This is a genomic window from Neorickettsia risticii str. Illinois (assembly GCF_000022525.1).
Taxonomy (GTDB): Bacteria; Pseudomonadota; Alphaproteobacteria; order Rickettsiales; family Anaplasmataceae; genus Neorickettsia; species Neorickettsia risticii.
The window spans coordinates 444,848-459,914 of sequence record NC_013009.1 but is presented as its reverse complement, the minus strand read 5'-3'; the positions used below and the strand labels follow the sequence as shown (position 1 = coordinate 459,914).

Genomic DNA, 15,067 nt, shown 5'->3' with positions numbered 1-15,067 from the left:
GCTCCTACTCCTCATTCGAAAGCAGCCCAAACGACTCCAAGATGTCACCAACCTTGATCTCGTTATATCCATTAAGCAGGATCCCGCATTCATAACCAGACTTTACCTCTTTTACTTCTTCCCTGAAGCGCTTTAACGATTTTATTGAAAGATCCTTTATATTCTCTCCATTTCTTAAAAGCCTTATAGAAGCAGATTTTTTGATTACTCCAGACTTTACTTGGCATCCCGCGACATTAGATTTATCAGAAAGTGTAAAGACTTCTTTGACTACTGCGGAGCCTAAAACAACTTCTCTTGTCTTTGGTGAGACAAGCAGCTCGATCATTTCTTGAACTTTCTTTATTACGTCATATATGATCGATTGAAAAATAATCTTCGGATAATCCTTTACGGTTTTTTCTGTTTTAACCCTGAAACCTACAATATATGCACCAGACACTTGCGCAAGCAACACATCAGAGTCGCTTATATCACCGATACCAGTGTGTATGATAGCAATATCGACTTCTGGATGAGAAAGCCCACTTATTGACTGTACAAGTGCTTCCACTGAACCGTTTACGTCGGCTTTGATTATGAAATTCAGCTTATGCTTATCGCTTTCAAATGAATCACGCAAAGGTCTTTTATAGGAATCCCCTTTTACATGCTCGTGGCCGCTGACAACCATTTTTGCTTCTTTTTCGCTATTGACAACGAAAAACGACGTACCCGGCTCCGGAGCTTCACTTAAACCCATCACTTCAACAGGAGTTCCTGCGACTGCACTTCCAACAACCTCCCCTGACGAAGTCATCATGCTTCTTATCTTCCCGTAGAAGGATCCAAGTACGGCTACCTGTCCAGTCTTCAGTTCACCTTCTTTTACTATCAAAGTAGAGAAAGCGCCGCGCTTTCTATCAACTCTAGATTCGATAACCACACCTTCTGCATTCTGTTTAGGATTATATTTTAAGTCAAGAAAGTCGGCTTGAATTAAGATCAGTTCTTTCAATTTATCCAGATTGGTATGATTTTTTGCAGAGATGTTGACGCTCATAACATCACCATGCATTTCCTCCACTATCACCCCATGCTGCGCAAGCTCAGTGAAAACTCTTGCAGAGTTAGCAGCTTCTTTATCGATCTTATTTATTGCAACAATTATTGGCACATCTGCTGCTTTTGCATGCTTAATTGCTTCGACAGTCTGCTCATTCACACCATCATCTGCTGCAACGACAAGAACGACTATATCGGTAACCTTTGCACCTCTCATTCTCATTGAGGTGAAGGCGGCGTGCCCTGGCGTATCTATAAAAGTGATACTTTTATCACCCACCTGAACCTGGTAAGCTCCTATGTGTTGCGTTATACCTCCACTTTCAGTTGCTGTGAGACTCGTATTCCTTAGTGCATCTAATAAAGTTGTCTTCCCGTGGTCGATATGTCCCATGACAGTCACTACTGGAACTCTTGGCCTTAGATCAGATTCATCTGTGTTCCTTCTTGTGGCGGCAAAGATCTCAGCTGTAGAGGGTTTGTACTTTATTTCGTGACCAAGTTCCAGTGCCAACAGTTCAACAGTTTCCTGCTTAAGACAATCATCTTCTCCCCAAATCTCCCCCATTTTTTTTAGGATCATCCTCATCCGCACCATGGGTTCAGAGAGTAATACAGAAAGCTCTCGCAGTGTTACTGAGCGCTTATCTATCATGATGAGCTGTCCGCGCTTTGGATTCGTGTTTGGCTGCGAATTATAGGAACTCTTAGATGATTTTTTTCTCAGACTCGGTGATCTCAAGGAAGCCTTCCCAATATGATCTTTTCCATCAACATTTTGCAAGTTTATTTCAAGGTCTAAAGGATCTTTCCGCTTCCTTACCTCTTGATTCTTCCATCCATCCTTATGATGTGAAGTCTTATGTCCTTTCTTACCCTTTTTCAAAGAAGAGCTATCACTTTCTGGCTTATCCAATTGTACAAGTGATGGAGGACCTTCCTGCACATTTACTTCTGGTAAGCGTGAGTCACTAGTGCGAGTTGAGGATATCTTTGCTCCTGCTGGTAAAGCGGGATCAGTTTGTGTGGACGCTTCTACTACTTCTTCTTGTGCAGAATTTTGCTGGGCAGCTACCGACATATTCGCTTTCCGGTATCTGTGAAGTGCATCCAACCTATTCCGCTCTTCTTGTCTGGTTAGATGACTCGTGCGATCCCCACTGCTTCCTGCAGCTGGAGCATTGCTACCAGCAGAAGACTTGCCGATAAACTCTCTCAGCGCCCTGCGCGACAATTCTTCCTTCCCGTTCTTCAGATTCAAGCTGAGCCTTTTTTTAGTATCCATATGCTTGCACTACAACCAACCCAGAGTTTCCCTTGATCTGATGATAAGCTGTTCTAGCAACGGTACAGCAAATCCATTATCTCCGATGACCTCTCTTAATTCATCACAAGATAACTCGGCAACCTTTTCAAGATCCGTCAGTCCAGACGAGAAAAGTACCTCAAGTAATCCCGTGTCAAAGCTTGAAAGGGCAAGCATATTCGGATTTGCTTTATACTTTTCCACTAGAGCCTGCGTTCTTTTAGGTTGCTCATTCACATACTCAACCGCCCTGCTCCTTATCTCTTCAGCGACATCCTCATCAAATCCCTCAATGAAGGCTAGCCTTGACGTATTACAGTCAGCGATTTCTTCGACTGTCGAAAATCCCTCAGTAACCAATAGTTGAGCTATTACTTCCTCGACATTCAGTGCTTCTACGAAGCGTGCGGTCCCTGAGATGAATTCTTCCATTTTCTTTTTAGAAACTTCGGCATCACTAAGGACCTCTACACGATATCCAAGAAGAGAGGATAACAAGTATACATTCTGCCCACCGCGTCCTATAACAAGGCTAACACTTTCATCAGGGACAACTAGTTCTATCTTTTTTACCTCTTCGTTTACAGCAATCTTGACTGGCCTGATTGGTTTAAGGGCATTCGCTAGAAAGGTGGCAGTATCGCTCGAATATTCGACTACATCTATCTTTTCACCGTGCAACTCGCTTACTACGGCGTTTATTCTACTTCCACCCATGCCGATACATGCTCCAACTGGATCTATGTTTCTATCTGATGAAAAGACAGCAACCTTGCTTCTGGAACCAGCATCTCTGGCAACTTTCTTTATTTCTACTACACGATCGTATATTTCCGGTACCTGCTGAGAAAAGAGCTGAGCAACAAAACTGCCACTAGACCTAGAGAGTAGGATTTGAGGTTTGATAACTGAATACTCAACTTTTTGTATCACACACTTGACTCTTTCACCGGGCCTAAAGCTCTCGCCCTTCACTAGTGATGAATAAGGTAAAAGGCCTTCTACTCCTGCAATATCGACGATAATGCTTCGACTACCCGCCTTAAAGTCGATGGATTTTTTCACGATGCCCGTAACAATCTCCCCAACTCTGCCTTTATAACAGTGGTACTGTTTTTCCCGCACTAACGATGTAATGAGGCGCTCAAGCTTCGCTTTCATGACTCTGGCAATTATGTATCCAGAGGAAAATGAGGGTAAACGTTCCGTGATTATATCACCCGCTTTATGCTCAACATTCGGGTACTTCAGCTTTGCGGTCGACAAGTCAATTATATCATCATGGTGAATTTTCTCCTGTACACCAAACGACGAGGGCGAATCAGGGAATTCTTCAGTAGTGACTTCCAGCTGCTCAAGCATACGGGCTTTATCAGAATCTTCGACTACAAGAAGTCGCTTTGATACAATTATCTCGCCACTTTTTTTGTCTATCTCAACGAAAATTCTATGATCCCCATACTGCCTTTTCCCTATTTCATGTGCTAACTCGATTCCTATTGCGCGAAACAGAGCGTCAGGATTGAGTCCTTCTTTTTCTGCAACAGAATTTATGGATTCCACAATTTGGAGATTACTGGGTCCATTATCGGAAAAAGACATAACTGAACTAAAACTTGCCTACTGTGCTCAAACAAAAGACTGATACCAGGGGAGAAGCTCTTACACCCTGAGTAGAACATGGTAAGCTTAAACACTTTAAAAGGCAATATGAACTGTTATAGCGGTTATATGGTGTCGATCGAATTGGCAATTTTATTGCGTACGTAATCCCTTGAATTTTGTGGATCAATTTGAGACAATGGCACTCCTTCTTCCTTCCATTATTTGAGGTATGATATGTCCCTGCTAGAGCCCCGTCTCTCGTATAAACCGTTTCAGTACGATTGGGCATACCAAGCTTGGGAAATACAACAGAAAATCCATTGGTTGCCAGAAGAGATTCCTATGGCTGACGATGTGCAGGATTGGCATCATAAGATATGTAGTACGGAGAAAAATTTGCTGACTCAGATTTTTCGTTTTTTCACTCAAGCAGATGTTGAGGTCCACGACTGTTATATGAGGCACTATGCTGGTGTTTTCAAGCCGCCGGAAGTCTGTATGATGCTTACTGCTTTTGCAAATATGGAAACCATACACATAGCTGCTTATGCACACTTGCTAGATACGGTTGGTATGCCGGAAACAGAGTACCTTGCCTTTACAAAATACAGACAAATGAAGGAAAAATGCGAGTATCTAAAGGCTTTCAAGATGGACAGTCCAACTGAAATAGCAAAGACCCTTGCTGTATATGGAGCATTTACTGAGGGACTTCAATTATTTGCATCATTTGCGATTCTGTTAAACTTTCCGCGCTTCAATAAAATGAAGGGTATGGGGCAAATTATTGCCTATTCTGTTCGTGATGAAACGCTACATTCTAACTCGATTACTAAGCTTTTCCGTACTTTTCTGCTTGAGAACGATATTGACAAGTTAAAATTAGAAGCAGAGATCAGAGAGATATGCGATGCCATGGTTCATCATGAAGATGCATTTATAGATCTTGCTTTCGAGATGGGGGATGTAGAAGGCTTAAAGGCATCTGAAGTAAAGGAGTACATCAGATACATTGCAAATCTACGGCTGAAGCAGTTGGGTTTTTCAGAGATATATGAGCAGAAAGTTAATCCTTTGCTCTGGTTAGAGGCAGTACTGAATACAGTTGAACACACTAATTTTTTTGAAAATAAAGCTACTGAATATTCTAAAGCTGCAACGAAAGGTACTTGGGACGAGGCGTTCAATTTTAGTGATGCGTAAGGGCTTCATATTTCCGATATTTTCTCTGATTGTATTTTGGCTGATTATTTCGGGGCAAAAGTCGATGTTCCTTTTTGCTCTTGGATTAGGTGCTGCAGCACTTTCTTATTTTTCGTACTTGTTTCTTTTGCGATCTTCACTTGATTTCTCTGTTGTTTTTTCTTTTCGCTTCTTAAAATACCTGCAGTGGCTCCTAGTACAGATCCTTTTGTCGTCCTTCTCACTTTTAAAACTTGTATACTCCAGGCGTATACCGAATCTTAATTGTAATAGACAACTCCTTGTTGAGGAGGAGTTATTCAAGGATGATGTCATCAATGTTATTTTTGGGCTTTCTGTTACGCTTACTCCCGGTACGGTGACTGTTATGATGGATAAGCAGCGGATTTGCTTTCATTGTTTCAGTGAAGATTTTAGTTCTGGGATATCTGAGATGAAGCGCCGCATTTCTAATTCTCTTCTCAGATGATTACCCGTTTTGCACCAAGTCCGACAGGACTTATTCATTTAGGAAATGCAAGAACGGCGCTAATTGCATATTTTGCAGCTCGATCTTCTGGAGGTAAATTTATTTTAAGAATCGATGATACGGATGTCACAAGAATCAAAAGTGAATATGTGGACAAGATTTTTACAGACCTATCATGGCTTGGTATCAAGGAAGATCTTTGTATAAAACAGTCTGAGCGGTGTGAGCTTTATGCAAATGCAGTAGTTAGACTTGAAGAAAGTGGTCGGATTTACCCCTGTTATGAGTCACCTGAAGAGCTCGAAATAGAGCGTAGAGCACTTTTGGCTCGTGGTCTTCCACCTGTATACAGAAAAAAAAGTGGACCTCAACATTCAACTCGGCCCCCATACTATCGTTTTGAACTAGACCCTGAGCGAGTAGTTACATGGGAGGATAAACTTCGGGGAAAATAGTAATAGATTTGCATAGCACGAGTGATCCGATTGTCATAAGAGAAAACGGCACTTATACGTATATGTTGCCTTCAGTTGTTGACGATATTGAGTGTAGAATTAGCACTGTTATCCGTGGTGAGGACCATATCTCTAATACTGCTGTGCAGATACAGATGTTTGAAGCACTGGGGTGCACTGAAATTCCAAAGTTTGCTCATATGCCACTGCTTAAAATGCGAACTGGAAAGATGTCTAAAAGAGCTGGCGGTAATGAAATACAAACTTTTAGGGAAAACTACATAGAACCCGAAGTCATATGTCTGTACTTGTTAAATCTGGGTAGCAAGTCTCAAAGCACTTTCAAGAATTATAGGAATTATAGCAATTTTAATCTGGAAAATTATTCTTCATCTTCATCAGTAGCTGTTTTGGAAGATGAAATTTATAGCCTTAACACTGATTTTTTACGTCTTTCCAACTATGAGGATCTTGCAAAACGTTTAGGTGGTGTGTCGGAGACTTTTTGGGATGCTGTTAAAAGCAATGTGAGAAATATTCCTGAAGTAAATTATTGGTGGGAAACATGTACTACTGAGGCTAAGGTTTACCATGGTATGGGGTGCGATGCACAACTTGTCAGAGACGCTATATCAGTACTTCCTCAGGAAGAAGTCTCTCACGAGACATATAGGCGGTGGGTTGAGCTAATCGCAGAAAACTATGGATATAATAAAAAAGTGATTCATACCAATCTTAGGCTTGCATTGACTGGAAAAGAGCGTGGGCCTGAGATGGCAGTTATCCTTCCCTTTATAGGTAGAAAGAGAATATTAATCAGACTGAATGATTCGCTTAGTTGATGTTTGAGTTAATAATATTAGCCGTTTTATTGATTGTACTCTTTCAAAGCGGTAGGATCAGGCGTCGTACGAAAAGTAAAGACTCTTTTACTGATTGTTTAGTTAAAAGTTGTGACAATTTTTATATCCGTGACTCTGCATCTGATACAGAGATTTTCAAGCTTGAGCTAGATAGACAGCAATATTATTCGCTGGCAGAATTTCTACAGAATTTCACAAACGGTGATGCTCTTCAAAAAGCACTTGGGGAGCATTTAGAACATGGAAAATTCTTTTTGAAAAGTAAAACCGGGGAGATCTCTATGATTGCTGTTCTCTGTAAAGTAGAAAGTAGTAAGAGTGCAATATTATTCCTGGATCTTTCTGTGAGTTTGCAAAGTGTTAGTAAGTTAGAAAAAGAAAACACATATCTCAGGAAGAAGTTGGGATTTACGCAGCAGATTCTTGATAGCTCGCCGTTTTTATTGTACGGGAAGAACGCGGCTCATGAAGTTTACAATGAAGAATATTCGAACTGGAAGGAGTTCATTAGTTTACCGGGTAAAAGTTGTGTTTTTGAAGTTGAAAGAGACACTAAATCTCTTCTTGTTGATGCTAGAATCGACAGTGACGTGGTTGCATTATTTGGACAGGATAATGCAGGTCTTAGAAAAAATAGCGCTATCGTCGAGCTTTATAATAAGAGGACAGAGATTATATTGAAGAATACGTCGGAGAAGATCATAATCCTTGATCACAATATGCACAAGATAGCGTGCTCCAGAGCGTATCTAAAAGAAAAGGGGCTGGATAAAGCGATTAATAGACGAAAGATCGAGCTTAAGCATGTAGTTACTCCAAAAACAATAAGAATGGACCTAGGTGAGAACGCAGTTAGTGTAGAGGTTATACCGTATATGAAGGAGACCATCCTCATATTCAGATAGTCAACCAGATGCTACAGAGCTGAGGACGAGTAAGAAAAAACGGACCCGAGTTTGTATAAACCAAGAAACAAAAGAGATTAACCAATTACTTTCGGGACAACGAAATACCCATACTCAGTCTTAACATGCGACCGTATTTCATCGCAGTGAGATCCTTCTTCAAAGCTGAATGTGAAAAGCTTCTCTTTTGTTGTTCTTGTTTTAGGATCACCCTTTCTCTGCTTTACCATTTTTGAAATCCCCTTTTCCCAAGTAAGGAGACTTTCTATTTGTGGTGAGAATTCCCTTAAATCGTCTTCCGAAAGAACAATCCCAGCAAGAGCTGCGCTCTTAAGAAGAATATGATCCCGCATAAACTAAAGATTCGTTTCATAAAACAGCACGTGGATTCTAACATTGCTTTGCAAGAAAAGACAATCTCCATAATGGATGACCTTCATATTGTGGTGCAGTATATGCTATGTTACGGATGACTTTTTTATTTCACAGTAAAGAAAAATGTAGGCTTTATTTTTACAACCAAAAATAAAGAAAAGTTGTGCTACAATGACGTAGTCCGGTTCGCAGCCATCAGAGTAACATGCAAAAAAACACATATCCCCAATTTGTCGCAGCCATAGCCTCGTGTTTTGAGGATGGGGTGTCCGAAAATTTCGTATCATTTGTGGAACAGTTTTATGCGACGCTACCAACGGAAAAATACATAGAAGTAAAACTCTTTTCTGAGATTGCAAATGAAGCTTATGGTTTTTTGAAGGAGCGTTTGGGAGATCAAAGGAAAATAAGGATTATTAGCTCGCCGAAAGTATGTGATATTTTGCAAAAGGACCGGGTAGCGATATTAATCTTAAATCCTGATAGTCCGTTTTTAGTCGACTCTTTTACTGAAGAAATTAAGGCAAGTGGTTTCACTATATATAGACGATTGAACGTTGTTTTATCAGTTGAAAGAAACCAAGACGGAAAATTGACAAAAATATATAAGAAGGAAAGTCCTGGTAACTGTAAGAATGAGTCTTTCATTTACTTTCTTGTCAGTTCTGCATTCTCTGAAAAAATCTCCGAGCTACAGAAAAGGCTCGAAGATGTAAGTAGGCTTGTTGCAATTGTGGTTGCTGACTGGAAAAAAATGCTTACTGTTTTGGAAAATGAGATTCAAAGAATTGATTCTTCTGATCCTGCCAAGCAAAAAAATCCAAGCTGTTCTCTCAGTGATGAAGTTACTGCGTTCCTTAAATGGTTGAATGATGATAATTTCATCTTCCTAGGTTACGACGAGTATACCCTAGTGGGTAAAAAACTTGAAAAAGAGCCTACCCTTTCTCTTGGTATTTCGAAATTTGAAAGAGAGCTTGGTGGTGATGATAAGTTTAGAGAGTATAAAGGTGTTCTCCATATTGGTAGATCCAGATATGTTTCTCGTGTCCATAGGCGGGTCAATGCCGATTGTGTAAGAATAAAGCGTCTCTCAGAAAATGGAGAAGTAATCGGAGAAAAAAGATTTCTTGGTTTGTTTACCTCTCTAGCACACTACAGAGATGTAAGGCTGATACCTATTCTGCGTAGGAAAATAGAAAACATCGAAAGAATGTCAGGTTTTGTAGAGGGTGGACATAATCACAAGTCCCTCTTAGCGCTAATGCAGGGCATGTCGAAAGGTGAGCTGTTTCAGACCTCAAGTGAGGAGCTCCACAAAATCTGCAAAGGTATGATCTCTTTAGCTGTTAAGCCAAGTCTGAAGGTTTTTCTTAGAAGAGACGAAGTCGGGATGTTTGTTTATTGCGTGGTTTTTGTTCCAAATGCACAGTTTAGTATGAAACTGCGCTATAAGATCAGAGATTTTCTCATACAAACGCTGAATGGTACTCTTGCGGATGAATGTGTTGTAATTGGAGAGTCTGGGCTTGTTAGACTGCAATTTGTGTTTAATGTTGATTCTTTTACTTCCTCATGTACGGATGAAGAAATAGAAGGAAACCTTACCTTCATGGCAAAAGACTGGGAAGATGAGCTCGGACAATTGATAACAGATTCCACAGCTAAAAAGGAGGAAAAACTAAAATATAGGGAGTACGTTGAGAAATTTCCAGAAAGTTATAAGGAATCTTTCGATGTTACCTCAGCTTACGGAGATATTGGAAAAATATGCAATGTCACACAAGAGAAACTTATAGAAGTCAAACTCTATGAAGAAGGGAAACAGCGCTACTTGAAGATATATTTTCTTGAAGGGAAATTAGAACTCTACCAGCTGATACTAGTTATAGAAAATATGGCGATGGAAGTGGTAGAGCATAATTGCTACAAGATCAAGTGCACACCTAGGGTGATGATACACCATTTTCTCCTTAAAAGTGGTGAAGAGATGCTTTTTCCTCTTTCTCAAATAAAAGACAAGTTTGAGGATTCACTCCTGAGGATTCTCAATAAGCAGCTAGAAAATGATGCTTACAATGCTCTGATAGTCTTGGCAGGTTTATCTTGGCGTGAAGTTGTTTTATTGCGCGCTTTTGCTGGATACCTGAAGCAGGTATCTTTTAAGTATAATCCTGCTTATATACAGGCCGCGCTGTCACATGTTCCGGAAGCTGCAGTGTTGATTGTCCAGATGTTCCATGTGCGTTTTTCGCGGGAAGTAGACAACACTGTAAGAAGTGAAAAAATTGAGATACTGAAGGCAAAGCTTGAGGAGCTTTTATCGTCGGTGACTAACATCATTTATGACAATATCATTAGAGGTCTTGCAGGGCTCTGTTTCGCGATATTGCGGACAAATTATTACATGAACAAGGAGTATATCTCAATTAAGGTTTCCTCTAAGGAAATTGCTGACATGCCTCTTCCTAAACCTTTTGTAGAGGTTTTTGTTTACCACAGTCAATTCGAAGCAATACACCTAAGGGGTGGAAAGGTTGCACGTGGCGGCATCAGATGGTCTGATAGAATTCAAGATTTTCGTGTTGAGATTCTCGGGCTTATGAAAGCCCAGATGGCAAAAAACACTGCTATCATTCCGGTTGGTTCAAAGGGCGGCTTCATTATCAAGAAAAGCATAGAAGATAGGAAGCTTATGGCTGAAACGGCAATCCGATATTATCAGGATTTTTTGAGGGGCTTACTTGATCTTACAGACAATATTGTTGATGGAAAGTGTCAAAAAGTAAAGGATATTGTTGCTTACGATGGGGATGACTGCTATCTTGTGGTTGCTGCAGATAAGGGGACAGCTAATTTTTCAAATTACGCAAACGAGGTTTCCTCGGAGTATAGTTTCTGGCTCGGGGATGCCTTTGCGTCGGGTGGTTCACGTGGATATGATCATAAAAAGTTGGGAATCACTGCTCGTGGTGCATGGATCTCTCTTGAGATGGCTTTCTGGGAGAAGTTTGGTGAGTTGAAGAAAAAAGGGTTCACGGTTGTTGGTATAGGCGATATGTCCGGCGACGTATTTGGAAACGGGATGCTACTGTCAGATGAAATAAAGCTCGTCGCTGCGTTTAATCATGTGCACATTTTTGTAGATCCGAATCCAATTAATCCAAAAGACTCTTTCGAGGAAAGAAAACGGCTTTTTGATATACCTGGATCAACTTGGAAAGATTACAATGCTTCTCTTATTTCCAGTGGTGGAGGTGTTTTTTTGCGCAGTGAAAAATCCATACGGATCAGTAGCGAAATGAAAGATCTTTTCAAAATATACAAGAATAACCTTACCCCCGATGAGTTGATCAGACATATTCTTCAGGCAGATGTGGATGTTATTTGGAATGGTGGAATAGGAACATATGTTAAATCTTCTCAGGAAAGTAACGACGTAGTCGGAGATAAGTCCAACGACAATTTAAGGGTCGATGGGAAAAATATTAGAGCTTCAATCTTTATTGAAGGTGGAAACTTAGGTTGCACGCAGCTCGGTAGGATAGAATATGCTGCAAGGGGTGGTATTATAAACACCGACTTTATAGATAATTGTGCTGGTGTATCGTGCTCGGATATGGAGGTTAATATCAAAATTGCTCTATCCAGCGCTGTAAGATCAGGAAAGATTACACTTGAAGAGCGAGATACTCTACTGGCAGCAATAGAGCCAGGAGTAGTTAAATTAATACTCTTAAATATTAACAGGGTTCAGTCTCTTATGATGGCTATGGAGACAATGAGAGCCGGTAGACAACTTGAGCAATATCAAAGTTTACTGAACAAGCTAGTTAAAGTGGGTCTTTTAGACAGGAAGGTAGAGTTTTTACCCTCCGATGAGGAAATAAAGCGCCTTTTTGCAGAAGGTAGGAGTTTCGAGCGACCTCAGCTAGCTGTGTTGGCAGCTTACAGCAAGATGTACATTTATGAAAAAATCATAACTTCTAACCTGCCGGATGAAGAAATTTTGAACCGCTACCTTATAAATTATTTTCCAACTTTGATGCGGGAAAGATTCATAGATGAAATTTTAAATCATCCACTTAGACGTGAGATCATTGCGACTAAGCTTGCTAATGACATTGTCAACAGATTTGGATGTACGTTTGTGCAAAATGCAGTACAAAACACTGGTTTCTCGTCTAAAGAGGTAATCTGTGTGCTCGTTGCAGTTGTGGAAATATATGAGCTCTCTCCTATTTTTGATGAGCTGGAGAATCTCATAGGGAAAGTGGATATTCATTCTTTTTACTGTATTGATTCGATTTTCGTGCAGTTTTTAAACCGTTCAGTGCACTGGTTGCTCAGAAATTATCCTAATCCAATAAGTGTTGTTTCAGTTGTAGAAGATTTTTCTGAAGAAATTAGAGAAATAACTGCAAAACTAGTGGAAATCCTTGACGCTGCTTCCCTTAAAAAATATCAAGATTCACTTTCTTCATTTGAAGCTATTGGCCTGCCAGTTGAACTGAGTGCTAAATTAGCAAGCTTGGAATTTGTTTCAGCTGCTTTGGGAATTGCACAGACCCGTAAGATCATTCTTGAAAATGATGGCCACAATGTAGATTGTCTGACTGTTGGACGGATTTATTTTAATATAGGTGCAGCTTTATCTCTTTCCTCTTTAAGGGAAATGGCATGTGAAAAATTCGAGAATGCCTCCTATTGGCAAAGAATGTCCGTGTATTGTCTATTAGACGAACTCTGCAAGGAACAGTTTGCCTTTACTCGTGAAATTGCAAAATATGTTACCGAGGACATTGATTATACTGAGGCAATTGAAAAGTGGAGTAGTAAGTACTCTACAAAACTTGAGCGCTATCAGTCATTTTATAACGACGTTGCGTCTTCTGGAGAACTTGATATGAATAAGTTCATGGTGCTTGTAAAGCGTTTACGCTCAATGCTGTTGAAGGAGTATTAGTATTATGTTAGGAGTGGGCTTTTTTGAGCTCCTTGTAATTCTTGGAATAGCAGTCTTCTTTTTGGATAAGGCGTCCATAAGAGAAATTTTTAGGACACTCAGAAGTCTCCATGAGCGCTTTGAGCTACTAAAAAAGGAGTGGATAGATTATCTTCACCGACCTATCCATTCTAAATCTATTACTGGAGATGATGAGCAGATATACGAAGCTTATGAATTTCCCTTGGATTTGCAGATAGAAGAAAAAGATGCAAAGAAAATCGAAGGGGGTGATTCTGAATGACAGTGCGGTGGAGTGTATCGTTTTGCTACCTGAATGTGAAAGGAAAAGAAAATGACTGCATTAATTCTGGTTGTGGATGATATTCCAAGCAATATTAAAATATTAGAAATCAAATTAACAGCGAAGTACTATCAAGTGATTACTGCTTCTTCTGGGGTTGCCGCGATAGAGCTTGCTAGACAGCACCAGCCGGATGTGATTTTGCTGGATGTGATGATGCCAGAAATGGATGGATTTGAAACATGTAGACGTCTGAAAAGTGACTATTCCACCATGCACATTCCAGTGATTATTGTCACTGCGCTCAACGATATTGAAAATAAAGTGGAAGGTCTAAGTAGTGGAGCTGACGATTTTCTTGTTAAACCAGCGAAAGACTTTACTCTCTTCATAAGAATAAAGTCTCTATTACGATTCAAAACTGTCCTGGATGAAGTACGTCTCAGAATAAGTACTAAATCCCAAATTACCAGCGGCACGGAAAGTAAAATTATAAATTATGTGGAGAATGTCTCGTCTGGAGTGATTGCAATAGTTAATCAACAGTATTCTGAATCTAAAGAGCTAGAAGAAATACTTAAGCCAACATTTCCACACGTACTTTATCTTACTGAAAAAGAAGCAGAATATACGACTTTCGATGTTCTGATAGTGAATATCAGTCTCTCTAAGGATCTGCTTAGACTTTGTTCTGCGATCAAAAGCCAACTCAAGACAAGGTCTATACCGATTATAGCTATAGTTGATGATGAAGACGATGAAAGCTTAATCACTGAGATAACAGAACTTGGAATAAATGATTATATATGCGTTCCAGTTAATAAAAGCGAGTTCATTGCTAGAGTAACTACGCAGGTCAAGCGGAAAAAATACCAAGATATAATCGAAAAAAATGTGGAAGACAGTCTTAAAATGGCCGTCATAGACCCGCTAACATCGTTGTACAATAGATACTATTTTGAAAAGTACATGGATGAGCTTCTAGCGACTTTAACGAAGTCACAAAATAAGACCTTTTCCTTAATGATGATAGACATTGATTACTTTAAAAAAATCAATGATGCTTGTGGGCATCTTTCTGGTGATCTTGTTTTAAAACAACTTGCTACATGTTTAAAAGGCTGTCTCAGGCTTAATGACTTGGTGGCTAAATTTGGAGGAGAGGAAATAGTAGTTGTTCTTGTTGACATCGGGCTTGAAGATGCTTTTGCTACTGCTGAACGAATTAGAAAAACTGTTGAGAAAACGGAATTTAGCACTATCAATGATGAAGTAAAAGTTCCGTTGACTGTTAGTATAGGAGTGTCCGAATATCAACCTCAGGATACTACGAAAACCTTAATAGGCAGAGCTGACGCAAACCTCTACATCGCAAAGGAGAAAGGTAGAAACCGGGTGGTAATGTCTGATCATTGTCACCAATGAATCTGTTTTATGTCTCATTAAGACCTCTGAATACCTAAATTTTCTTGATATTAAAGTAGTGCTTTGGTCTCCAAGTATTTGTGTACATAAAAAGAGGTTTTTGGTTGTACGATCAATCCATGTATATGAAGCAATACCGAGTACTTGTGGGCGTTTTAGTCATCTGTT

The 15,067-nt window shown here is 39.9% G+C and carries 11 protein-coding genes; 8 read left to right on the top strand and 3 right to left on the bottom strand.

Translation table 11 applies throughout. The features are described 5' to 3' along the window. Positions 1-4: 4 nt before the first annotated feature. Positions 5-2,329, bottom strand: a complete 2,325-nt coding sequence (gene infB, locus NRI_RS02175) for a translation initiation factor IF-2 (protein ID WP_015816364.1) — start codon at positions 2,327-2,329, stop codon at positions 5-7. Positions 2,330-2,338: 9 nt separating this feature from the next. Next, positions 2,339-3,952 carry a transcription termination factor NusA gene (nusA, locus tag NRI_RS02170; protein ID WP_015816363.1) on the bottom strand — a complete coding sequence of 538 codons (1,614 nt, stop codon included), beginning with the start codon at positions 3,950-3,952 and terminating at the stop codon, positions 2,339-2,341. A 237-nt stretch (positions 3,953-4,189) separates the two neighbouring features. Between nusA and NRI_RS02165 the strand changes: the two genes are divergently transcribed. The 5 genes from NRI_RS02165 to NRI_RS02150 are packed head-to-tail and all read left to right on the top strand — an operon-like array spanning position 4,190 to position 7,850. After that, positions 4,190-5,158, top strand: a complete 969-nt coding sequence (locus NRI_RS02165) for a ribonucleotide-diphosphate reductase subunit beta (protein ID WP_041351468.1) — start codon at positions 4,190-4,192, stop codon at positions 5,156-5,158. Beyond that, positions 5,151-5,627, top strand: coding sequence for a Na+/H+ antiporter subunit E (locus NRI_RS02160; protein ID WP_041351467.1), 477 nt, complete (start codon positions 5,151-5,153; stop codon positions 5,625-5,627). Before NRI_RS02165 ends, NRI_RS02160 begins: the two co-directional genes overlap by 8 nt. Beyond that, entirely contained in the window at positions 5,624-6,082 is a 459-nt protein-coding gene (locus tag NRI_RS04260; protein WP_015816360.1) for a glutamate--tRNA ligase family protein, read from the top strand. The genes NRI_RS02160 and NRI_RS04260 overlap by 4 nt, the downstream gene beginning before the upstream one ends. Positions 6,083-6,090: 8 nt before the next feature. Continuing rightward, positions 6,091-6,924 carry a glutamate--tRNA ligase family protein gene (locus NRI_RS04255; protein ID WP_187145999.1) on the top strand — a complete coding sequence of 278 codons (834 nt, stop codon included), beginning with the start codon at positions 6,091-6,093 and terminating at the stop codon, positions 6,922-6,924. Further along, a complete protein-coding gene (locus NRI_RS02150) occupies positions 6,924-7,850 on the top strand; it encodes a hypothetical protein (RefSeq protein WP_015816358.1) in 927 nt (308 codons plus the stop codon). Before NRI_RS04255 ends, NRI_RS02150 begins: the two co-directional genes overlap by 1 nt. A 77-nt stretch (positions 7,851-7,927) precedes the next feature. Here the strand turns inward: NRI_RS02150 and NRI_RS02145 are convergent, their stop codons facing one another. Continuing rightward, positions 7,928-8,203 carry a hypothetical protein gene (locus NRI_RS02145; protein WP_015816357.1) on the bottom strand — a complete coding sequence of 92 codons (276 nt, stop codon included), beginning with the start codon at positions 8,201-8,203 and terminating at the stop codon, positions 7,928-7,930. A gap of 227 nt (positions 8,204-8,430) precedes the next feature. On the opposite strand from NRI_RS02145, the gene NRI_RS02140 reads away from it, so the two are divergent. From NRI_RS02140 to NRI_RS02130, 3 genes are read left to right on the top strand one after another with little or no spacing between them, the layout of a single operon-like run. Then, a complete protein-coding gene (locus NRI_RS02140) occupies positions 8,431-13,191 on the top strand; it encodes an NAD-glutamate dehydrogenase (protein ID WP_015816354.1) in 4,761 nt (1,586 codons plus the stop codon). Between the two features lie 4 nt (positions 13,192-13,195). Further along, on the top strand, positions 13,196-13,474 hold the full coding sequence (locus NRI_RS02135; protein WP_015816353.1) for a hypothetical protein: 279 nt from the start codon (positions 13,196-13,198) through the stop codon (positions 13,472-13,474). Between the two features lie 51 nt (positions 13,475-13,525). Continuing rightward, entirely contained in the window at positions 13,526-14,899 is a 1,374-nt protein-coding gene (locus NRI_RS02130; RefSeq protein ID WP_015816352.1) for a PleD family two-component system response regulator, read from the top strand. Positions 14,900-15,067 lie beyond the last annotated feature (168 nt).